This window comes from Singulisphaera chitinilytica (assembly GCF_049331405.1).
GTDB lineage: Bacteria > Planctomycetota > Planctomycetia > Isosphaerales > Isosphaeraceae > PoT.
In genome coordinates this window covers 2,658,398-2,679,452 of the sequence record NZ_CP186274.1, presented here as the reverse complement: position 1 = coordinate 2,679,452, position 21,055 = coordinate 2,658,398, and the positions used below count along the sequence as shown (strand labels likewise).

16 protein-coding genes are annotated in these 21,055 nt (G+C 66.8%); 3 read left to right on the top strand and 13 right to left on the bottom strand.

Features of this window, described 5'->3' with window-relative positions; translation table 11 throughout:
- Window positions 1-43: 43 nt before the first annotated feature.
- From ACOYYX_RS10655 to ACOYYX_RS10640, 4 genes are all read right to left on the bottom strand, one after another.
- Window positions 44-1,018, bottom strand: a complete 975-nt coding sequence (locus tag ACOYYX_RS10655; protein WP_422929905.1) for a quinone oxidoreductase family protein — start codon at window positions 1,016-1,018, stop codon at window positions 44-46.
- A gap of 118 nt (window positions 1,019-1,136) precedes the next feature.
- On the bottom strand, window positions 1,137-1,925 hold the full coding sequence (locus ACOYYX_RS10650) for a hypothetical protein (RefSeq protein WP_422929904.1): 789 nt from the start codon (window positions 1,923-1,925) through the stop codon (window positions 1,137-1,139).
- Between the two features lie 229 nt (window positions 1,926-2,154).
- On the bottom strand, window positions 2,155-4,929 hold the full coding sequence (locus ACOYYX_RS10645; RefSeq protein ID WP_422929903.1) for a heparinase II/III domain-containing protein: 2,775 nt from the start codon (window positions 4,927-4,929) through the stop codon (window positions 2,155-2,157).
- A 135-nt stretch (window positions 4,930-5,064) separates the two neighbouring features.
- Window positions 5,065-5,340 (bottom strand): hypothetical protein, encoded by a 276-nt coding sequence (locus ACOYYX_RS10640; RefSeq protein ID WP_422929902.1) that lies wholly within the window; start codon window positions 5,338-5,340, stop codon window positions 5,065-5,067.
- A gap of 470 nt (window positions 5,341-5,810) precedes the next feature.
- Here ACOYYX_RS10640 and ACOYYX_RS10635 point away from each other — a divergent pair, with 470 nt between their 5' ends.
- Window positions 5,811-6,563, top strand: a complete 753-nt coding sequence (locus tag ACOYYX_RS10635) for a hypothetical protein (RefSeq protein WP_422929901.1) — start codon at window positions 5,811-5,813, stop codon at window positions 6,561-6,563.
- A 25-nt stretch (window positions 6,564-6,588) separates the two neighbouring features.
- Here ACOYYX_RS10635 and ACOYYX_RS10630 read toward each other — a convergent pair whose 3' ends face one another.
- The 3 genes from ACOYYX_RS10630 to ACOYYX_RS10620 all read right to left on the bottom strand — a co-directional run bounded on the left by ACOYYX_RS10630 (window position 6,589) and on the right by ACOYYX_RS10620 (window position 10,468).
- Window positions 6,589-7,902: a DUF1501 domain-containing protein gene (locus ACOYYX_RS10630; protein WP_422929900.1), complete on the bottom strand. Its 1,314-nt coding sequence runs from the start codon at window positions 7,900-7,902 to the stop codon at window positions 6,589-6,591.
- Window positions 7,903-8,095: 193 nt separating this feature from the next.
- On the bottom strand, window positions 8,096-8,797 hold the full coding sequence (locus ACOYYX_RS10625; protein ID WP_422929899.1) for a PIG-L deacetylase family protein: 702 nt from the start codon (window positions 8,795-8,797) through the stop codon (window positions 8,096-8,098).
- 66 nt (window positions 8,798-8,863) lie between these two features.
- Window positions 8,864-10,468, bottom strand: a complete 1,605-nt coding sequence (locus ACOYYX_RS10620; protein ID WP_422929898.1) for a DUF1549 domain-containing protein — start codon at window positions 10,466-10,468, stop codon at window positions 8,864-8,866.
- A 196-nt stretch (window positions 10,469-10,664) separates the two neighbouring features.
- On the opposite strand from ACOYYX_RS10620, the gene ACOYYX_RS10615 reads away from it, so the two are divergent.
- Window positions 10,665-11,900 (top strand): hypothetical protein, encoded by a 1,236-nt coding sequence (locus ACOYYX_RS10615; protein WP_422929897.1) that lies wholly within the window; start codon window positions 10,665-10,667, stop codon window positions 11,898-11,900.
- A 42-nt stretch (window positions 11,901-11,942) separates the two neighbouring features.
- On the opposite strand, the gene cheB is transcribed toward ACOYYX_RS10615, so the two are convergent.
- The 6 genes from cheB to ACOYYX_RS10585 all read right to left on the bottom strand — a co-directional run bounded on the left by cheB (window position 11,943) and on the right by ACOYYX_RS10585 (window position 20,193).
- The gene (cheB, locus tag ACOYYX_RS10610) at window positions 11,943-12,959 is read right to left on the bottom strand and encodes a chemotaxis-specific protein-glutamate methyltransferase CheB (protein ID WP_422931612.1); all 1,017 of its coding nucleotides are present in this window, start codon (window positions 12,957-12,959) and stop codon (window positions 11,943-11,945) included.
- A 397-nt stretch (window positions 12,960-13,356) separates the two neighbouring features.
- Window positions 13,357-15,720, bottom strand: a complete 2,364-nt coding sequence (locus tag ACOYYX_RS10605) for a hybrid sensor histidine kinase/response regulator (RefSeq protein WP_422929896.1) — start codon at window positions 15,718-15,720, stop codon at window positions 13,357-13,359.
- A gap of 49 nt (window positions 15,721-15,769) precedes the next feature.
- Window positions 15,770-17,410 (bottom strand): methyl-accepting chemotaxis protein, encoded by a 1,641-nt coding sequence (locus ACOYYX_RS10600; RefSeq protein ID WP_422929895.1) that lies wholly within the window; start codon window positions 17,408-17,410, stop codon window positions 15,770-15,772.
- A gap of 151 nt (window positions 17,411-17,561) precedes the next feature.
- Window positions 17,562-18,188 (bottom strand): chemotaxis protein CheW, encoded by a 627-nt coding sequence (locus tag ACOYYX_RS10595; protein WP_422929894.1) that lies wholly within the window; start codon window positions 18,186-18,188, stop codon window positions 17,562-17,564.
- Window positions 18,185-19,702: a CheR family methyltransferase gene (locus tag ACOYYX_RS10590; RefSeq protein ID WP_422929893.1), complete on the bottom strand. Its 1,518-nt coding sequence runs from the start codon at window positions 19,700-19,702 to the stop codon at window positions 18,185-18,187. The genes ACOYYX_RS10595 and ACOYYX_RS10590 overlap by 4 nt, the downstream gene beginning before the upstream one ends.
- Entirely contained in the window at window positions 19,699-20,193 is a 495-nt protein-coding gene (locus tag ACOYYX_RS10585) for a chemotaxis protein CheW (protein WP_422929892.1), read from the bottom strand. Before ACOYYX_RS10585 ends, ACOYYX_RS10590 begins: the two co-directional genes overlap by 4 nt.
- A gap of 470 nt (window positions 20,194-20,663) precedes the next feature.
- Between ACOYYX_RS10585 and ACOYYX_RS10580 the strand changes: the two genes are divergently transcribed.
- Complete coding sequence (locus ACOYYX_RS10580; protein WP_422929891.1) at window positions 20,664-21,050, top strand: carboxymuconolactone decarboxylase family protein; 387 nt, start codon at window positions 20,664-20,666, stop codon at window positions 21,048-21,050.
- Window positions 21,051-21,055 lie beyond the last annotated feature (5 nt).

Below are 21,055 nucleotides of genomic sequence, written 5' to 3'. Positions count from 1 at the left end.
GCGACAAGGCGTAGCCTGAATGTGTTGCGGCTCGACGCGTCGATCAAGGGGTCATGACGATCGAGCCGACCGTGCGACGGCCCTCAAGGTCGCGGTGGACCTGTGCCGCCTCGGCGAGCGGATAGGTGTGCCGGATCTCGACCTTGACCTTGCCCGACTGGATCACGTCGAAGACGTCGGCGGCGGTCGCTTCCAGATCCGACCTCGACGCCGTGTAGGTCGCCAGCGAGGGACGGGTCATATAGAGCGACCCCTTCTGCGTGAGCAGGCCGATGTCGAACGGCGTCACCTTGCCCGATGAGTTGCCGAAGCTGACGAACATCCCGAGCGGCTTCAAGGAGTCGATCGACGACAGGAAGGAGTCCTTGCCGACCGAGTCGAACGAGACCGGCACGCCAACGCCCTCGGTGAGTTCGCGGACGCGCTTGGCGACGTCCTCCCTGGTGGAGATGATCACGTGATCGCAGCCATGCGCCAGGGCGATCTTCGCCTTCTCGTCCGAGCCGACGGTGCCGATGACGGTCGCGCCCAGCGCCTTGAGCCACTGACAGGCGATCAGGCCGACGCCGCCGGCCGCGGCGTGGAAGAGGACCGTCTCGCCGGCCTTCACCGGGTAGGTCCGCTTGATGAGGTACTGCGAGGTCATCCCCTTGAGCATCACGGCGGCGGCGATCTCGTCGGAGACCCCGCCTGGGATCTTGACCAGGAGCTGCGCGGGGATCAAGCGGGCCTCGGCGTATGAGCCGGGAGGGCCACCGGCATAGGCGACGCGGTCCCCCGGCTTGACCACCGTCACCCCGGGGCCGACGGCCTCGACGACCCCGGCCGCCTCGCTGCCAAGGCCCGTCGGCAAGGGGAGCGGGTAGAGGCCGGAGCGGTGGTAGGTGTCGATGTAGTTGACGCCAATGGCCGTGTGCCGGATCCGAGCCTGGCCCTCGCCCGGTTCTCCGACCTCAACGTCTTCCCACTTCAGGACCTCGGGACCGCCAGTCTCGGTGATGCGGAAGGCTTTCGGCATGTCGTTACCCTGGTTCTCTAGGCTCGATCGGTGATCGCGGACGGCTCGGGCATTCTACGGAAGGTAGTAAGTCCCGCGCCCGATCGAAAGCCCGAACCGACCCTGGTCGACGAGAGTCTCAGGGGCCGAGCGGGGGCGGCTCCTTGCGGAACTTCTCGTCGAGCGTCAGGGCCTCCTGCCTCGGGTCCTTGGCCTTGGACCAGAGGGCGCGGAGCCTGGCACGCAGGACGACCCCCTTCTCCAGGTCGTGGCCGAAGAGACCGTAGCGCGTCGTGTGGCCGAGGCTCGACGGCTTGCCCGCCTCGGTGATCCGCCGGGCGACGTCGTGCGGCAGGACCATCTCGGCGTACGACCAGCCGTCCTTCCAGGGGCCGGGCAGGACGCGAGGGGCGATCGGGTTGGATTCGTCCGAGGGGGGGAGGGTCGTCAGGTTGCGGACATCCGTCTCGCGGCCGTCATAGCTCAGGCCGGCCGATCGCGCGTCGCGAGGCTCGACCCACCGCCTCGGGCGGCTGCCGTCGGTGTCGTCGGGCAAGGTGCTGATGAGCCGGACTTCCAGGGCCTTCAGCTCGTCGACCGAGCTGGCGTTCACCTGGACCTCGAGATCGATCCCGTCCTCTTCCCAGAGGCTCCAGACGGCTCGGACCGTGAGGCCGCCCCAGCCTTCGATGGTGTAGAGGGCCTCGACGCGATCAGCGCGACGTTCCCAGGAGACCAGGGTCTTGAACGTGAAGACGTCGGTCGCCGTGCGCCCCTTCGCCGATAGGCCTTCGAGGCCGAGGAGTGGCCCGATGCCTTCGGCGGGGAGCCGCAAGCCAGGCTGGGGATCGTCGACCTTGAGGGTCCACGTCCGCCCTCCCCAGGGAATAATGAGCTCCGGCCCGTCTCCGTCCCAGCTTCGCGACATTCCAGCCCTCGTCGCTTTGAAATCGAGGCCATCGAAAAAACCCCGTCGATCCGTGGGATATACGGATCGACGGGGCTATGATAAGTACAATGCCATATGATCGAGGCAGATGCCTCGGCCGCTCGGAGAGGCTGTTGTGGATGAAGCTTCACGAGCGACACGGGTAGGATATCCGCTTCGCTCGCAGAGTCAATATCGCGACGCGAAAATTCGACACGAAACCCTCACGTCAACTTCTCGGTGCGATCGAACGACTCATTTTCGAGATGCGGAACTTGTGCGGGCCCGGGGCCGAGTTCCTCGGGAACTGATAATACTGGGCGGGGTCGTCGCGCCGGCGACCTACCTCGAAGCCGGGCTCCTCGAGGACGTGCAGGCGTGCGCCTTCGCTCGTATTCTCGACGGCCCTCAGGGTCCAGCCGTGGGTGGTGCCGTCGCCGTGGCGGACGAGCAGGGTCCGTCCCACGAGCGTGGCCGGGTCGGGGAGCGAGACGTCGGTGGTGAACCACCCTCGCTCCTCCTCGGATGTATGACGCATCGTGCCCGTGATCCGACCCTCAGCCTCGCTCTGCACGACCCTCTGCCCGCCGGTCTCCGCGAACGTCCCTCCGGCGAGCACGACTTCCTGCCCGACGATCCGGACCGCCAGGCCGTCGGTCCGCACGCGGTTCCCGTCGGCGAGGGCGACGTCGACCTCGGTGCCCGGTTGCAGGTTGATGACGATGTTCTCCGGCCCCGCGGAGGTCTCGACATAGAGGACGATAGTCCCCTCAGGCGAGCCGACGCGTCCGACCCTCAGCAGGCCCTTGTTCTCGCCGAGGGTGGGCTCGAAGACGGTGATGAACGTGGTCTTCAGGGTCGAGCCGTTGCCCGAGCGCCGGCGCAGGATCAGGCTGCCGCGTCCCGGCTCTTCCCCGGCCTTGGTGTTGACCTCGATGGTCGGATCCGGGCTGGTCGCCGTGACGACGGCCGCGGGCATGTCGCCGAGGATGTGGAGCCGGAGGCCCGAGCCGTCCGGTCGACGGAGGCTGGCGGTGGTCGGCTTCTTGAATCGGGCCTGGGCCAGCGGGGTGAACTCGCCGTAGGCCTGGACGAACCAGCGCCCGTCCTCGGCCCTGGCGTTGGGGACGAACGGGATGGTCGACGGGAGCAACGACGAAGGCCCCGCGAACGTCGGCACCCCGACTTCCCAGCGGGCCGTCGAGCCGGCCGAGCCGTGGAAGATCTGGTCGTGCTGCAGGCCGCCATGGACCTCGAAGACGCCGACGGCATAATTCGCATTCTCATTCGAGCTTGCGATCATGGTGTGGCGATATCGGGTCGTGGAGAGGGGATAGGCGCGGGGGTCGTCGAGGCTGGCCACCTGGAAATCGGGGTCGGCGGCGAAGTAGAGGAAGTTGCTCCCGAGCGCGGGGATGGACGCCTTGGCCAGCGACTCGCGCTGGTTCAGGCCGTCGACAACGACCGTGTTGTGGCTCGCCGTGGAGCGTTCCCAGCCCGTGGGGGTCGCCGCCAGCTCGTCGAGGTCGCCCATCACCGACTTCCCGGCGACGGAGAGGCGGAACGCCAGGCGCTGGAAGTGGAGGCCGCCGAAGTTGTCTTGCCCGCGGACCTCGAGGTCGAGGGCCCCCGGCCCTTCCCCCACGGCCAGGCGGGCGAGTCCCGCGCCGCCGAGCAAGGCGGGATGCCTCGGGTTGGCGGGTCGGGCCACCACCGGCCAGGCCGCCTGCTGGATCTCCGGAGTCGGCGGCTCGCTCAGGGCCAGCGACCCCGCGTTCCTCGCGAGCATCAGGACGGGGATCTGCGAGACGCCCGCGATCTTGTCGAGCCGGGGCTCTCGCTCACGCTCGCGATAGTCGGGCGGATCCGAGTAGCCGGCGAGGAGCCTGTCGATCCAGCCGTCGATCAGCGACATGACCCGCCGGTGGGCGGAGACATCCCCCTGACGCCAGAGCCCGTCGTGATAGAACCCACGCTCGGCGAAGCCGTCGAGTCGCCCGAGGGCCTCGTGGACGAGCGTCGGATCGTCGAGGAGTCGCCCGACCGCGAGGAGCCCTCGATAGGCCTGGAGCGACATCTCGCTGTACTCCTCGGGCTGGATCTTCACGAACTCGGCCGAGGCACGGAAGAAGTCGCGCTCGATCGTCTTCCTTGGGTGGGGGTCGTCGAGGGCCTTCGCCGCCTCGACGAGGGCGGGGTCGTCGCGCAGGAGGGCGTAGGCGATGACGAGATTGAGCGGGACGTTCAGGCTGGCCGTCCAGTCCCACTTCCCGGTCTTGTAGCCTCGACGATAGGGAGGGGTCAGATCCGCCTGCTGGAAGACCTTGGGATTCTCGGGCTGGTCGAAGTGCGTGGCGTAGGCCGGATACACCTGGGCGAAGCGGAGGATCACCGCGGAGGCGAACCGGGCGAGCTTCGGGTCCTTCTTGCCGGCCGGGGCCTTGTGATAACGGACTGCCGCATAGAAGGCGGCCTTGGTCAGGAACTGGCGGACCTCGTAGTCACGCTTGGCGGCGAGGTAGAGCCGCTCGTCGGGATAGCGCTGCTTCTCCGGCTCGACCGCGTGATACGGATACTTGTGGATGATCCGGGGAAGGACCTCGACGGCTTCCTCGGGGATCTTCTTGTCCTTGTCGGGGGCGGGGAACTTGTCGTTGGGGACGGCGATGCCGCAGCGCCTGCAGGTGAGGATCGTGGGCTTGGCGACCGACCAGCCGAGCGGATCCTCGGCCTCGGTCGCGTCGCAGGCGGGGCACCGGCAGTACCGGACGCCCGCCTGGATCGGGACCATGTCGGCGATCGCTTTGGGCTCGAGCGCGAGCAAGGCTTCCACGGCGGGATCGCGCCAGAACCGACTCTCCCAGGCATCCGGAAGATCGAACTGCGCGAACAGGTTCCGGGCCTGGGGCTCGGCCGCCATCGCACCGACGGACCAGGCCATCAGCATCGTCAGCGCCCAGGCTCCGGTCCGGGCCCAACGGGTCGTCCCACGCCAGTTCCGCATGGTCAAGGGATCCATCCCTCTCGTTATGAGTCGCGAGCGTTGGCTTGCGATCGCGTGCGTCGAAGACTCTTCACTCGGCCGCACGACAAGAACCCGCCCCATCGATCATCAAATGACGTGGGCGCGAGCCCCGGTTCAGCCGATCTGGCTCAGCTCGACGTCGCGACGGCCGGGGACGAGCCGATAGAGCTCGACCGGGCCGACGCTCTCTTCCTCGGCCACGTTGAGCGAGTCGCGGTGCTCTCGGGCGACCTGCAACTGCGAATCACGATGCTCCTCGCAGGCGAGCCCGTAGTTCTTGAGCTCCTGGCTGAGGGCGTTGGTCCAGGGGGCGGCCACTTTATATGTGGCCGCACGGTTGCAGCCGGGGGCCGTGCAGGTGGCCTGGTAATGGAAACTCATTCGATCCATGGTCGGGTCCTCGTCGGAATCGCACGGGGAGAGCGATGCGCCGGCCTTCTCCTCATCCGATCGATGAAGAAGGCAGGAACGAGGTTCGTGGCCGAACCCCGCTTTCCACCCCTGATCCTAACGGCAGCCCTCGAAAGGTGCAAGCGAGGCCGATACTAGTTGTAAGTCATTGCCGTCGAAGGATTTTTGGCTCGTCGAGGGTTTCGTTGAAATGAAGCCTGTGCCGGTTTCTGGGGGGTCTGGGGATTCTTTGAGCGCAATGGCGAACCTGGCGAGACTGTTGAAATCGCTCGATCGGGCTCAATCCGTCTTCTCGCGACAACCGATATCTAGGGCTGAGCGGAATCGTCAGGCTTCGCATCGGCTCCGGCCGTGGTCGTCGATGGATCGCGGCCATGTCGGTTGGAAACCGCCAGGGAGCGGTCCCGGTCGTCCGCGCGCACCGGGCTGCGAAGGTCGAGAGGATGACCATGAAACGCCACGATGTCCAACCGGCGTCACGCCGGTATCGCCTTATACGTTCGACGGCCCTGGCGCTCCTACCGTTTGGCGCCGGGGTCGGCTGTAGCTCCGAAGTGATGAGGGTCCCGGCGACTGAGTCGGGTCAGCTCATCCCCCCTTCGGTCCTCAACGCGTCGCAAGTCGGCGGGTTGGACTACAACCAGGAGGTGGCCAGCCTTTTCCCGACGCCGTATCGGCCGATCCTCTCGCAGGATCCCGAGGGGCGGATGGGTGCCCGGCCCTCCATGTGGGCCTGGGAGACGAAGGCGACGAAGAACGCCGCGCTGGCCAAGGCCGCGCAGGAGACCGGGATCGCACCGCCTCGCGCGGTCGCCTCGGCCGAAGGTGCCGCCCCCGCGCCGCCGGAGCATCACGAGCCCGTCGTCGCCGAGGCCGCCGAGCCGGCCCAGGAGGCCGAGACCGAGGCACCTGACACCGCCGTCGCCGCTGCGCCGAGCATGGAGGCCGCGGCGCCCGTGGCCGTGGTCGAGCCCATGCCCGAGGCCGAGTCCCCCCTCGGCTCCGCCCCCGGCGAGGAGCCGATGGCGCCCCGAGTCGCCGTCCTGCCCCCCCACGCCTTGAGCCCCCAGCCGGCCGCTCCGGCGCCGGTGGATGAGGCGTCACTGCCCCCACTGCCCCCCGAGGCCGGGTCTCTGGACGTCTCCCCCAGCCAGGTCGCACCTCCCCCGGTCGACCCCCCGCTGCCTGCGCCCGAGCCTTGATCGAGGGCCGAGAGCCTCTCTCCTCTTAAGCCAGGAGAGAGGCGATGGCCTTCCCGTCGCTCAGGGCGATGGGACGGCCGACCGGCGAGACGTTCTCCTTGCGAGGATTCAAGCCCACCGCGGTCAGGATCGTCGCGTGGACGTCCGAGATCGTCAGCGGATTCTCCGGCCCTTTGATCCCCTGGGGATCCGTCGCCCCGATCACCGCCCCGCCCCGGATCCCGCCCCCCGCGATCGCCAGGCTGAACCCGTTCGGCCAGTGGTCCCGCCCCCCCGCCAGGTTGACCTTGGGCGTCCGCCCGAACTCCCCGGTGCAGAGGACGACCGTCTTCTCCAGGTTCCCCCGATCCTTGAGGTCCTTGATCAAGGCGCTCAGGGCCGGGTCCAGCTCCGCCGCGCGATTGCGGTGGATGACGTGGTTGTTGACGTGGGCATCCCAGCCGCCGAGCGTCACCTCGACGCAACGCACGCCGACCTCAGTCAGCCGCCTCGCCGCGAGGCATGCCCGCCCGAAGGGCGTGTTGCCGTAGGAATCGCGGAGGGCCTTGGGCTCCTGGGCGATGTCGAACGCCTTGAGCTGCTCGGAGCTCATCATCGTCCGGGCCCTCCGGATCGTATCCCGATGCAAGGTCGCGTCGATCCGCTTCGCCCTGCCCCGTGCGAACGCACGCTCGACGACGTCGAGGTCGCTCACCCGCCGCTGATCGCGATCGCCGGGGACGTGCGCGGTGACGTCCGGCAACTTGGAGAGCGGGTCGTCCGTCTTGAAGGCGTCGTACTCGCTGCCGAGGAAGCCTCCTCGCGACGGCCACTGCCCCGGCAGGATCGAGATGTGACGCGGGATGCCCGTGTCCCCCGGCGGCAGCTCGTGGCAGCAGATCGCCCCGACGGACGGGTGCTCCACGGTCGGGTCGGGACGATATCCGGTCCTGATGTAATAGCTCCCTCGCTCATGGTCCCCCTCCTTGCTCACGAGCGAACGGACGAGGGAGACCGACCCCATCATCTCGGCCAGCCTCGGGTACGTGTCCGCGAGCTGGACCCCCTTGATTGCCGTCGCGATCGCCTTGGTCCCGCCGGCCGACATCGTGTTCGGGTGCGGGTCGAACGTCTCGAGTTGGCTGGCGCCGCCGTCGAGCCAGATGAGTATGATCGACTGCGCCGGGGTCTTCGTCTTCTCGGCCTGGGCGGCGAGGAGTTGACCGACCGGCGTCAGCCAGCTCAGGCCGGCCAGCTTGAGGAAGCCGCGGCGGTTCGGGTAGATGAGGCTCTCGTCGAGCCGATGGCGATGCCCATGCCCATGCCCATGCGCCGGGACCTGACCGTCGTGCGGTTCCAAGGGAAATCTCCTTCTCCGGATTGCGGCCAGATCCATGGTCGTGTTCCGAGACTCACCCGACGCCGGCCAACCTTCGGCCTCGCGTTCGACAACGTCTACCCGAGTTCAAAGGCCCCCGGTTTCAGGCTCGCCCTTTTTGAAGCGCGATTGACTCGCAAATATCAATAAGATTTTGTCGATGGCTCGCGGGGCCTCAGGCGTCCAGGTCGAGGATGTCCTGAGGATAGGGGTCGACGGCGCGGAGCGCCTCGGCATACTGCCTGCCGCAGGCGACGCCCCGATAGAGGGCCAGCGCCTGCTTCTTCCGCTGGTTGTAGTCCCTGGAGGTCGGCTGATAGGGCTCGTCGCGGACGAGGGCCATGAAGCGGCCGAGCCAGTGGATCGCGGCCTCCCAGTCTTCGGTCACATCGACATAGGTGTCCGGCTCGAAGCCGATGGTGTGACGCGGGCCGTTGTCGTAGGCGAAGATCCGCTGCGGCGGCTTGTACGTCGGGTCCTCGACGAGGATCCCGGCGTAGCGCAGGGCGATCTCGCAGAGTTGCGAGGCGACCCGGTGGTCGTCGTGCTTGTCGCCCGGCCAGAGCATGAGCGCGATGTCGGGCCGGACCTCGGCGACGACCCTCGCGACGGCCAGCTTGTGCTCCATGTCCACGTCGAAGCAATGCGACTTGAAGTCGAGGTAACGCAGCTCCGCGCCAAGCTCCCGGCAGATCTCGATCGTCCCCTCGATGAGCTTCGGCTCGCGTCCCCGGACCGGCGGCCAGTTGGTGTAGTCGCCGATCATCGCGAGGATGACGACGCGGTACCCCTTTCTCAACGCCTGGAGGAGGATGCCCGGGACGCCGAAGACGCAATCATCGTAATGGGCTCCCATCGCGAGCAGGGTCGGAGGCATGTCGGCTCCCGGAATCCAATGGCGTAGGCTCACCACCGAGAAGGGTGATTCCTCGGCGGCCTCGAGTCAATGGTTCCAGGAGAACTCGGTCGCGTTCATGAGCGTCCAGAAGAGGTCGGCCATCTTGGCCCGGCGGTCATCCCCCTTCGATTTCCCGAGGCGCTCGACGAAGTGACGGTTCTCGTCGTGCGTCGGCCGGCGGGTCAGGACGGTGAGATAGGCCGTCTCGACGGCCGACATGTCGTCGGGGGCGAGCATCCCGATCCGCTGCGACGCATTAAAAAGGCCATCCTTCGTCTTCTCGCGGACGAGCTCGCCGTTCATCATCAGCAGCCGCTGCGGGATGGTCCCGGAGCCCTCGGAGAACTCGTCCTGGCCGGTGTCGCCGTAGCGCTTGACGAATTCCTGCTGGCCGAAGAATCGGGTCAGCCTCACGAGGATGTGGGAGTCCTGGTTGATGGTCTCGATCGAGCCGGCCTGGAAGAGGCTCCCCGCGACCTGCTCGGGGCGGAGTCGGGTCATCGGGAAGACGGCCCATGAGCGAGTCTGCGAGTCGCTCTCCTCGCCGGTCGTCGCGCTCTCGAGCTGGAAGGCCTCGCTGGAGACGATCGTGCGGATCAGGCGCTTGAGGTCGTAGCCGTTCGCGGTGAAGTCGTCGGCGAGGATCTCGAGCTGTTTCGGGAGGTCGCCGGTGTTCGGGATGTCATCGACCGGGTCGACGAGCGGCTTGCCGAACATCAGGGCCCAGGTCCGGTTCACCGTGACGCGGGGCATGTTCGCGTTCTTGGGGTCCACGACCCAGCGGGCGAACTGCTCGCGGCGGGTCCCCTCTTTCGTCCAGAGTTCCGGCAGGAAGGGGACGGCCGGCTCGATGGTCGACGGCTTGCCCGTCTTGCGGTCATTGATCTCGAATTTCCCCTGGCCGTCGAGGACCCCGGTGAATCCCGGCTCGACCTGTCCGAAGAAGGCGGCGAGCCCCTGGAAATCCTTCTGCTTCCAGGACTGGAATGGATGGTCGTGACACTGGGCGCAGTCGATCCGAACTCCCAGGAAGGCCCGGGCCGACCTCGCCGCGAGACGCTCGGGGTCGAAGATCTTGCGGTCGGGGTCGAACGTGACGGAGACGAAGTTGGTGGAGGGCCGATCCGTCCAGATCCCCCGGCTCGCGATCATCTCGCCGACGACCTGGTCATATCGTCGATTTGCGACGAAGGCGTCGCTCAGCCAGTTGACGAAACGCCGGCGGCGGAACCGGATGAACGGGCCGTCCTCGGTGCCGACGAAGGCCCTGGCGAAGCGCTCGGCGAAGTAGTCGGAGAAGCGGCGGTCGTCGAGGATCTCCGCCAGCCATCGAGCGACCCTGGAGCCCTCCGGTAACGCCTCGAAGCGTCGGATCTCCTGGAGCGATGGGATCGCACCCGTGAGTGCCAGGGAGGCCCGGCGGAGGATCGCGAGTTCGGATGCCTTGGCGGCGGGCTTGATCCCCTGCTCCGACCACTCCTTGCGGAACTGCCGGTTCAGGTCGTCGTCGATGGGCAATGGTTTCAGGTTGGCGGCCAGAGCCGGATTGGATTGATCGCGCACCGCCGCGTTCGAGACGAAGAGCCGCGAACGCAACGCCACGAATCCGGCGAGGATCAGGCTGATGAACAGTAAATTACGGCTCCACATCGTCAGGACCTCCCCAGAGGAATCTCGGCCCTGGTTACCAACGGGAGGGGGCCCGCGTTTCAACCAATTCTCCCGGGCCTGGATTTCGACCCCTCGGCGATCATCGTTCAATGATGACGACTGATCATGACGACGGTCGCACGTGCGGCCTCGAGTTTCCTGAAACCTGCGAATGGCGACGGTTGTAGTACCGGGCATGAATGACGCCACCCTCACCGACACACTCTCGATGCCGGTCGCCCCGATCGAATTCGAGCCGATCCCGGCCGAGTCGCCGGAGGTTGCCCCGATATCCGAGCCGGTCCCAGTTCCGGCGCCGCCCCCTCACTCGATCCGGCGGCGCCTGCGAAGGCTGGGGTCCGCGATCGCCTCGGCGTCGGAGTGGATGTTCGGCGCGCTGGCGATCTTCGTGGGGCTCGCGCTCCTGTCGACCCTGCCCTTGCTGCAACTGCTGAGCTTCGGCTACCTGCTGGAGTCGGCGGGGCGCGTGGCGCGGTCGGGGCGTTTCCGCAATGCCTTCATCGGGGTCCGGCTCGCCGCCAGGCTCGGGAGCATGGCGATCGGCTGCTGGCTCATGCTCCTGCCGCTCGGTTTGCTGGCGTCACTGGCCAGGTCCGCCGAGATCATCGACCCGCACGGGCCGGTGGCCAGGCGCTGGCGGATCGGGCTCATCGTGCTGACCGTCCTGATCGTCGGGCACATGCTGGCCGCCTGCGCCCGGGGCGGGAAGCTCCGCTACTTCTTCTGGCCATTCGGGACGCCCGGCTGGTTCCTGAGGCAGTGGAGACGCGGGCGACTCTTCGTCACGGCCCGCGACGCCGTCTGGGATTTCGTGACGGCGCTCCGGCTTCCGTACTACTTCCGCATCGGCGCGTTGGGGTTCGTGGGCACGGCGTGCTGGCTCATCATCCCCGTCAGCCTGATCGCGGCCGGGAGGCGGTTCCCGCCGGTCGGCTTCGTGGGGGGCCTGATGCTGGCGATCGTCTCCCTGGCGCTCCCGTTCCTCCAGATCCGGTTCGCCGCCGAGGATCGCTTCCGGGCCTTCCTCGAGTACCGGGCCATCCGCGAGCGGTTCCGCCGCGCACCCTGGGCCTTCGCCGTCGCCGCGTTCATGACGCTGACGTTCGCCGTGCCGCTCTACCTGCTCAAGATCGAGATGATCCCGCGCGAGGTCGCCTGGCTCCCCAGCCTGATCTTCCTCGCGTTCAGCCTCCCCGCTCGCACGCTCACCGCCTGGGCCTACTCCCGGTCGGAGCGACGCGAGGCCATGAGGCACTGGTTCTTCCGCTGGACGGGCAGGCTGATCATGCTCCCGGTCGGCCTGATCTACGCGGTGATCGTCTTCCTCACCCAGTACACGGCCTGGCGGGGGATCTGGAGCCTCTACGAGCAGCACGCCTTCCTGCTGCCGGTCCCATTTCTGAATATGTGATCGATTTCAGGAAGCGTGAAATTGCGTGGATTCAAAACGCGTTCACGTCATTGGGACGAGGCTGATGATCTTGCCCGCGATGTCGCCGAGGGGCAAGACCACGTCCACGATGCCCGCGGCGACCGCCGCGCCCGGCATGCCGAAGATGACCGAGGTGGATTGATCCTGGGCGATGATCCGCCCGCCCGACCTGCGGACGGCGTGCAGCCCCGTGAGGCCGTCCTCCCCCATCCCGGTCAGGATCACGGCGAGGGTGGCGGGCCCGAAGGCCCTCGCCACGGATTCGAATAGGAAGGTGCCGGAGGGCCTGAAGCCCCGGATGGCGTCGATACTGGAGAGGGAGATGCTCCCCAGCTCCGTCACCCCCATGTGGAGGTTGTCCGGCGCCACGTAGACTCGCCCCGGCATCAGGGCCTCGCCCTGCTTCCCGACCTTCACCTCGAGCCTGGACGAGGTCCCCAGCCAGGAGGCCAATCCCTCGGTGAACCCCTGGGTGATGTGCTGGACGATGAGCACCGGCAGCGGGAACTCTTGCGGGAGCTGCGAGAGCAAGGCCTGGAGCGCCGCCGGGCCCCCCGTCGACGCGGCGATCGCCAGGATCTTGGGGCGGACGCTCCTCGAAGTCTGGAAGTCGCCGGACTTGAGGGAGGACCGGGCGTCGGCCGGCTTCAATGGCGGCGCAGCATTCGGATTGCGCCAGTGCCGGATCACCTTGACCTTGGACATCGCTTTGACGGTCGCGATCAGGCGCGTGGACGAGTCCTGGAACTTGGGGGCGAAGGGGCCGATGGGCTTCTCGATGATGTCGAGGGCCCCGTTGCCCAGCGATGCCAAGGACGACTCGACCTCGCGGGCCCTCTGGCTCGACGTGACGAGGATGATCGGCGTCGGGAAACGGAACATGATCTCCTTGGTCGCTTCAAGCCCATCCATGTTGGGCATGAAGATATCCATCGTCACCAGGTCTGGCTTGAGCGACTCGGTGAGTTGGATCGCCTCGAGGCCGTCCTTCGCCTCGCCGACGACCTGGATCTCGGGGTCGCCGCCCAGGACCTGCATGAGCAGCGTTCGGACCGTCGGTGAGTCGTCGACCACGAGCACGCGAATCACTCGCTCATCCCTTCTACGAGGACCCAGGCACGACCCGCGCCGGGTTGGCATCATGCGGGTGGCCGGGCCGACCGTTCGGTCGCAGCGACCCGCGGCCAAGGAATCGGCCCAAAAGTTTCGGCGACGATCAAGGGCAAGCAAACCCATGTCGGACATGGGCTATGACGATGCGTCTATCCCCGGAACTCCCGGGGCCGCGACGACAGATGTCGCCGCGGGACTTCGACCTGACCCTCATCCCATCATAAGTCACCTCGGGGGATCTGCCAGGGTCATGACCCCACTTCCTGAATAATCTCCTTTCAATCTGCGGATGTTCACGCGGCATCGCCCGCAGAGGCATCGATCAGAGCAATTGCTGGACCGTGGCGACGAGGTCGTTCTGGTCGAATGCCCCCTTCACGATGTACGCATCGGCACCGACCTCGACCCCCCTGGCCTTATCCTGGTCGCTCGAGCGTGAGCTGATCAGGATCACGGGCAGGGCTTCGAACCGCTGCGAGGCCCGGATCTTCGCCGTGAGCGAGAACCCGTCGAGCCTCGGCATCTCGATATCGGAGATGAGCAGGTCGGCCCCCTGCTCCTGCAGGAGTTCCCAGCCGGCCTCGCCGTCCACGGCCGTGGAGACGTCGTAGCCGGCCGCCTCGAGGATGCTCTTCTCGAGGGTCCGGGTCGTGACCGAGTCGTCGACGACGATCAGGCGCTTTCGCATGGCGGCATCCGGGGTCGGAGTGGGTGCCACCGTCGGCAAGGCCACTCGGCGGGTCATGCCCCCGCGCACCAGGCCCGACGTGTTCAGCACCAACGCGATCCGCCCCGAAGAGAGAATCGTCGCGCCCGAGACGAGCCGGACCCGCCTGATGCGATCGCCCAGGCTCTTGACGATCACCTCCTGCTCGGCGATCAACTCGTCGACCACGAGGGCGATCTTGCGGTCGCGCCAGGTGACGATGATCGCGGGGAGCTTCCCCTTAAGCTGCGACTCCTGCTGCGGCATCCCCAGGACCGCCGAGAGCGGAGCCACCGGCACGGGGGGGCCTCCCAAAATCAACATCGGCCGCCCCTCGACCGTCCGCAGGTGCGACCAGTCGATCCGCACGAGCCGATGGACGTTGGCGCTCGCCAGGGCGAAGGTATGCCCCCCCGCCTGCACGAGCAGAGCTCGCAGGGTCGTCAGCGTGAGCGGGACCGTCAGCGTGAACCGCGTCCCCTTCCCCGGCTCCGACGACATCTCGACCGAGCCGTGGAGCGCCTCGAGGCGGTTCTTCACCACGTCGAGCCCGACCCCTCGGCCCGAGATGTTCGTGATGATCGTCGAGGTCGAGAACCCCGGCTTGAAGATCAGCTCGGTGAGGTCTCGGGTGTCGGCCGGCTCGGGGATCCCCCGACGTCGGGCCGCCTCACGCAGCGACTCGTGGTCGATCCCCTCGCCGTCGTCGGAGACGACGACCTCGACGAGGTCGCCACGCAGCGAGGCCTTCACCGTGAGCAGCCCCTTGGCCGGCTTCCCGGCCATCCGGCGCCTCTCGGGGGGCTCGATGCCGTGGTCGACCGCGTTCCTGACGAGGTGGAGGAGCGGATCCCTCAGCCATTCGAGCACGGAGCGGTCGAGCTCGACCTGCCCCCCTTCGATGACGAGCCGCACTTCCTTGCCCGCGACCCGGGCGAGGTCGCGGACCGTGCGGTCAAGCCCCTGGCAGGCATCGCTGAACGGGAGCATGCGGACCCGGCGCACTTCCTCATCGAGCTGCCCGGCGGCTTGGGCCAGATGGCGGCGGTCCCCGGCCATCTTCGAGCCGAGCGACTCCAGTTGCTTCTCGAACTGGGCGAGGTGATCCCCGGCCCTCACGAAGGCCTGCAAGGTCCGCACCGGCAGGTACGCGTGGTCGGACTTGTCGGTTCCCCTGGCGAGCGTCTTGCGCAGGGGTTTGACGGCCGATTGCCACTCGTTCATCCACTGGCGGAACGAGTCGCGGAGGTCGGCCAGGTCGTCGTAATGAGACTCGACCCGCCGACGCGCCACGTGCAACTCGCCGCTCCTGGCGAGCATCACGTCCAGCTTCTCGGCGGGGAGCCTCACGAATGAGGAGTTGAGCGATCGATCGGCGTCGGCCGCCGAGGAGGATGACGAGCTCGAGGCCGATGAGGAGGCGGGCTCTGCGGCGGACTCCTCGGCGACGACCGGGGCGGTTTTGCTGGCCGGGGCCTGAGCCACGGGCTCTGGAGCTGGCATCGGAGCAGGCCCCGGCTCGGGGGCCTTCGGGCGCGGGGCTTCGATGGGAGGTTTGCTGGGCGCCGTGCTTGCCCAAGCCTGGGGGTCGGCTTCCCCTTCGGCCAGGTTGACGGCAAGGGCCTCGAGCTTGGGGAGGAGCTCTGCGAGCGGCGATTCGGTGAGGTCTCGCTGCTCGCGGAGCCGCATCCCCGCTTCTTCGATGGCGTCGACCGAGGCGAAGAGGACCGAGTAGACGTCGTCGCCCGGGTTCAGGCGACCGTCCCTGGCCGCGGCCAGGAGTTCTTCGAGCCAATGGCAAGATTGCTCGATCACGATCACGCCGACCGAGCGCGAGGCCCCTTTCAGGCTATGGACTGCCCGGAAGAGCGAATGGAAACGCTCGGTCCGGTCGGCAGGCGACGGGTCCTTCTCCAGCGCGAGCAGGCCTTCATTGAGCGAGCGGACGTGGTCGACGAGCTCCCCGAGATAGGTCGCCATCAACCGTTCGATCAACTTGCCACGGTCCATGGTGCGCCGCCTATCTGCGTTATCGAGTCAGCCCGGCGAGTTGCGTGCCGAGAGAGTTCAAGTTCTGTGCCGCTTGCTCGACCTGACGCGTCGCCACCAGATATTGACGTGCGACTTGATCGAGATTTTTCATAGCGAGGTTGATCTGAGACATACCCGTGGCCTGCTGACCCGCCGATGCGACGATCTGGGCGGAGGCCTGCGAGACGTCGGTCAGCGTGTCGGCCAGCGAGTTGATCGTCACGCCCGACTCGGCACCCATCTTGATCGCCGACGCCACGCCCTTGGTGACCTCCTCGGTCGAGAGCACGGCGGTGTTCGTGGCCTTCTGGATCTCTCCGAGGATCTGGCGGACCTGCTGGGTCGCCCGCTTCGACTGGTCCGCGAGGGCCTTGACCTCACCCGCAACGACGGCGAACCCCTTGCCGTGCTCGCCCGCCCGGGAGGCCTCGATGGCGGCGTTGAGGGCCAGGATATTGGTCTGGTCGGCGATGTCGTTGACCGTGCTGATGATCTCGCCGATCGCCTGGGCCTGCTCGGCCAGCATCAGGATGTTCTCGGCCGTGGATTCAACCCGTTCTTTGAGTTGATTCATGGCCGTGATCGACGACTCGACGGCGTCTCGCCCGGCCTTGCCGATCTGGATCGTGCGCTGGACCGAGTCGCCGACCCCCTTGGCCCGCTCGGCGGCCTGGGCGGCCGTCTGGGTGATCTCGTCGACGGTGGAGACCGTCTCGGTGATCGCCGCCGCCTGCTCCTGGGCTCCCGAGGCCTGCTGGCTGGTGCTCGCGAGGATCTCGGTCGTGGCCGAGGTCAGGCGGGCGACGGCCTCTCGGATCGAGCCGAGCAGGTTCTCGACGCGTTCGCGGCTGGCCTTCTCGACCTCGACGTTGACCATGCTCGACCGCAGGTCGCCGGTCATCTTGCGGATGGCCTCGGCGAGGTCGCCCACCTCGTCACGCGAGCGGACGTTGATGGCCGACTGCAGGTCACCCTGCCCGATCCTCGCCGCGGCGCTGACCAGGGCATGCAGCGGTTTGGTGATGCTGCGGGCGACGACTAAGCCGGTGATGCTCGTCACGACGAGCGCGGCGATGGTCCCGAACACGATGCAAAGCGTCGTGAAGCTCGCCGTGGCCGTGGCTTCCAGGTCGCGTTCCTTGAGGATCGTGCGCTCATCCGACCTCATCTGGTCCACGATCTTGCGGATCTCGTCCATGAATTGCTTGCCCTGGTCCGACTTCACTAGCTCCAGGGCCTCGGGCTTCTTGCCGGCCTTGGTGAGCTCGATCGTCTTCGCCAACTCGGAGAACTTCTGCTTGGTGAAGTCCTCGAGATTCTCGATCCGAGAGGCCTGTTCCTTCTCGCCGCTGGTCAGCCTCTTGAGGGTTGCGATGGCCTGGTCGTTCTGATTGATCCCGTTGCTATAGGGCTCGAGGTACTCGGCTTTCTCCGTCAACAGGTAGCCACGCTGGCCGGTCTCGGCGTCCTTGATCGCGGAGAGGACGGATTCGATCCCCTGGAGGATCTCGTGGGCACGCGTGATCCGATGGCTCGTATCGATGAGCCTGTACGTACCGTTGTACGACACCCAGCCGATCGCGATCATCAAGAGGACGGTGACTCCGAAGCCGATCAGGAGCTTCCAACGGATTCTCATGGATGTCTCGCTAGCGATGACGAGTGATGTTCGGTCGCGTCAGTGTTCGAGAAGGATGGAGGATCGTTCGGATCTGGATACGAGCTCGAGGAAGGCAATTCGCAGGGAGGCCGGGGGCAGGCGCCGGTTGTTGCCCGCGTCGGTCAGCCGATCAGGCGTCGAGCCCCTGGTCGATCATGAGTCTCGGGTCGGCCAGGAGTTGCTCGCCGTCGATGACGATGAGGGCATCCTCGGTCACGCCTCGGATCAGGGATCGGCCCTCGGTCTCGCCGACGGCCGTCGGCGGGAGGATCTCTTCGAGCCGGATCACGAGGACCTCGTCGGTTTTGTCGACGAGCAGGCCGAACTCCTCGTGATCCTCGCCCAGGACGACGAGCAGGCTCGATGAGGTCGGGCCGTCACCGCCGACCCCGAAGAGCACGGCCAGGTCGATCAGCGGGATGATCTCGCCCCCGGAGTTGAACACGCCGAGCAGGAGGCTCGGCGCACCCGGCACGGGCGTGTAGTGACCGAGCCGGCCGATCCGCCTGACGAAGCGGGTCTCGAGGGCGTAGCGCTCCCCCGCCAGCTCGAAGACCGCGAGGTTCAGGACCTCGGAGGCGAGGGGGGCCTTCGGAGGGACGGTCGCGAGGACGCGGGCCCGGCCTTCGAGGATCGCCTTCACCTTCTCGGCGCTGAAGTTCTCGGGTTCGTCGAAGCCCGCCACGCCCGGGACCGACCCTTCCCCGGGCGAGATTTCCGCGACCTTCCCGCTCGTTCGACTCGACCCCGGGCTCATGGGACCTCCGGCTCAGGAGACAAGGCGAGCCGCTCCATCTGCAAGCGGGCCGCCTCGGCGAGGGCACCCGCAAGTTCGCCGTCGGATAAAGGGACTTCCTCCTGGCTGGGACGGCCCGAGCACAGCTCATGGGCATTGCGATAGGCGCGTCGGGCCCCTTCGCGATCCCCCCGCCGCTTCAGGAGCCCTCCCATGAAGAAATGCACGATTGCTAGCGTCCGATCCAGATACAATGTCTTCTTCGCCGCCGCACAGGCGTCCTCGATCCGGCCGAGGTCCGCGAGCAGGACCGATCGCAGGTAGCTCAGCTCGCTCGAGAGAGGATGCTTCGCCTGGCTCTCGGCGCAGACCTGCTCGGCCCGCTTCACGTCGATGTTGGCCAATGCCCGCACGTGCAAGGCGCAGGCCCCGGCGTCGTCCCGGTGCGGGCCGACGAGGGAGATCACCCTCTCGTAGTTCCCCCGATCGAGCTCGTCCCGGGCCTTGACGAGGAGCCGCTCTCGGTCCTGCTCCGCCTTCGACTTCGCCACGTTCCCCCCGGCCGCGTTGACAAGTTCCGATGCGGGCGATGGCCGGCGGTGCTCGGCATTCGCGGTCGGGACGGGTGTCGGCGAGAAAGGTCGAGTCGCGAGCGCGATATTGATCGCCGAGGTTTGGACGCCGCCGAAGCTCGGCAGGACCATCGCCGGCGTGGCCCTGCGGTGGTAGAAGACGCCGTAGCTGGTGACGACGGCCTCGAAGGGGGCCAGTTCGGACAGCGTCGGGTCGCAAGACGCGGTGATCAGCCATCCCCCGGGGGCGAGGGAGTCGTACATCCGGTTCGCGACCTCTCGCACCGTCTTGCGGTCGAAGTAGATCAGCACGTTCCGGCAGAAGATGAGGTCCATCTCCCAGGGGCCCCCCACGAGCGACGGGTACGACGTGCTCGCGAGGTTCAGGTGGGAGAAATTCACCCGGCGACGGATGGACTCGAGGACCACGTAGTTCTTATCGGACCGCCCCATGTGGCGCCTGGCCAGCTGGCCGGACTCGCCCCGGAAGGACCAGTCGCCGTAGGTCGCACGCTTCGCCTTCTCGAGGGCCGCCGAGGAGAGGTCGGTCGCCATCAGGAAGAGTCGGTCGGCCATCTGTTCCTCTTCGAACAGCATCGCCAGGGAGTACGGCTCTTCCCCCGAAGAACAGGCCGCGCTCCAGATCCGGAACTTCTTCTCGAGGTTCGCCGGCCGACGCAGCTCCGGGATCAAGACCTCGCGAATGAACTGGAAGTGGGAGGGCTCGCGGAAGAAGTAAGTCTCCCCGACCGTCAACTCATCCATCAGGTCCCTGAGGAGGCCGCCGTCTCTCGCGATGCGGCGGGAGTATTCCGACAGTTTCTCGATCCGGGCCCGCGCCATCGAGCGGCGGATGCCGACCTCGACGCTCGCGCGACGCTCGGGCATGAAATCCAGGCCGGCATGGTTGCTCACGACCCTGACCACGAGGTCGAAGTCGGGGTCCGACCATGACGTGTTCATCGGGCTCCCTCCGAGTCGGCCCAGGACTTCGGCAGATAGTGGCTGAGTGAATCCGCTTCACTCTCGTTGAAGAGATAGGCGAGGTCGAGGATCGGAGCGAGCCCTTCGTCGAGCTTCGTGATGCGTTCGGCCGAGCCTTGCGAGTTCTGATGGTCGGAGCCGTTCGCGTCGCCGTTCGTCGCCGAGGCCCCCGCCCCGACGAGCTGCAGCGCGCGGTCGACTCTGATGGCGACGAGCCGGCGTCGGGCCTCGCCGATGATGATTTGATCCCCGAGCCCGATCGGCTTGGCCGGAATCCCGAGACGCTGGCGGATGTCCAGGACCGGGATCACGCTCCCCCGGAAATCGAAGACCCCCTCGACGTTGGCCGGGCCCCCCGGCAGGGAGATCAAGGCGACGGCACGCACCAGTTCCCGCACGTTGGCCGCCGGCAGGCCGAAGCGTCGCCCGCCGACTTCGAAGATCAGGATATCTCGACCGGGTTGCTGCACGACTTGAACCTTGGATCAGCGTCGGGCGAGATCCGAGAGTCCCTTCCCCGATCCGCCCTACTCAAGAAGCCACACAAGCTGCATTGTCCTAATCTTAGCACGCAGCCGGACAGCTTCCCGGAATCGTTGTTTTTAGTACGCCGAAACGGGATCGAGCTTTCGGTCTAATCCCGCCACTTCCTAGCCAAAGCATAAAGCGGACCATCGGCGCATCGGGTGCGATCGGAGTCTCGAGCCTTTTCCCCAGCTTGCAACGGTCGAGCTTGTCGGTTTGCTTCGCAAAAGCCTGGATCGCGAGGAAATGCGGAGACTAAGCCCGAGGAATTCCACGGATCGACATCCGAGTCGGGGGCAAGCCCTTTGCTCGGGCGCCTCGAAATGAGAACGTGGCAGCTCGATTTGAGAACAATCCGCGGGCGCGCACCGAGGTCGAATCGAGCGGTGCCGCCCGGTAAAACGAGGGTCGAGACGTGGATCTGAATGCGAGGATCGGGCGAGGTGAGGAGCTATTAAAGCGTATGCTGGGCCCGGAAGGGGCCGATCGGACCCGCCAGGCCTGGCGAGAGATCTGCCCCGAGTTCGAGGCCTATGTCGTCGAGTTCCTCTCGGGGGAGATCTGGAGCCGTCCCCAGCTCGACCTGAGGACCAAGAGCCTCGTCACCATCGCGACGTTGGTGGCGATGGGGAGGCCCCTCGGCCTCGAGCTGAATCTCCGGATGGCGATCAACAACGGCGCGACACGCCAGGAGATCGTCGAGACCCTGCTCCAGATCGCACCTTATGCCGGCTTCCCGGCCTGCTGGGAAGGGTTGGCCCTCGCGAAGAAGGTTTTCCAGGAGAGCCAGCCCGACCCCTGAGCTTT

What these genes read in the sequence shown, in the direction of transcription:
- ACOYYX_RS10655 (WP_422929905.1), bottom strand. Translation starts at nt 1,018, where the DNA reads ATGCCGAAAGCCTTCCGCATCACCGAGACTGGCGGTCCCGAGGTCCTG.
- ACOYYX_RS10650 (WP_422929904.1), bottom strand. Translation starts at nt 1,925, where the DNA reads ATGTCGCGAAGCTGGGACGGAGACGGGCCGGAGCTCATTATTCCCTGG.
- ACOYYX_RS10645 (WP_422929903.1), bottom strand. Translation starts at nt 4,929, where the DNA reads ATGCGGAACTGGCGTGGGACGACCCGTTGGGCCCGGACCGGAGCCTGG.
- ACOYYX_RS10640 (WP_422929902.1), bottom strand. Translation starts at nt 5,340, where the DNA reads ATGGATCGAATGAGTTTCCATTACCAGGCCACCTGCACGGCCCCCGGC.
- ACOYYX_RS10635 (WP_422929901.1), top strand. Translation starts at nt 5,811, where the DNA reads ATGAAACGCCACGATGTCCAACCGGCGTCACGCCGGTATCGCCTTATA.
- ACOYYX_RS10625 (WP_422929899.1), bottom strand. Translation starts at nt 8,797, where the DNA reads ATGCCTCCGACCCTGCTCGCGATGGGAGCCCATTACGATGATTGCGTC.
- ACOYYX_RS10620 (WP_422929898.1), bottom strand. Translation starts at nt 10,468, where the DNA reads ATGTGGAGCCGTAATTTACTGTTCATCAGCCTGATCCTCGCCGGATTC.
- ACOYYX_RS10615 (WP_422929897.1), top strand. Translation starts at nt 10,665, where the DNA reads ATGAATGACGCCACCCTCACCGACACACTCTCGATGCCGGTCGCCCCG.
- cheB (WP_422931612.1), bottom strand. Translation starts at nt 12,959, where the DNA reads ATGCAGGTCCTGGGCGGCGACCCCGAGATCCAGGTCGTCGGCGAGGCG.
- ACOYYX_RS10605 (WP_422929896.1), bottom strand. Translation starts at nt 15,720, where the DNA reads ATGGCGACCTATCTCGGGGAGCTCGTCGACCACGTCCGCTCGCTCAAT.
- ACOYYX_RS10600 (WP_422929895.1), bottom strand. Translation starts at nt 17,410, where the DNA reads ATGAGAATCCGTTGGAAGCTCCTGATCGGCTTCGGAGTCACCGTCCTC.
- ACOYYX_RS10595 (WP_422929894.1), bottom strand. Translation starts at nt 18,188, where the DNA reads ATGAGCCCGGGGTCGAGTCGAACGAGCGGGAAGGTCGCGGAAATCTCG.
- ACOYYX_RS10590 (WP_422929893.1), bottom strand. Translation starts at nt 19,702, where the DNA reads ATGAACACGTCATGGTCGGACCCCGACTTCGACCTCGTGGTCAGGGTC.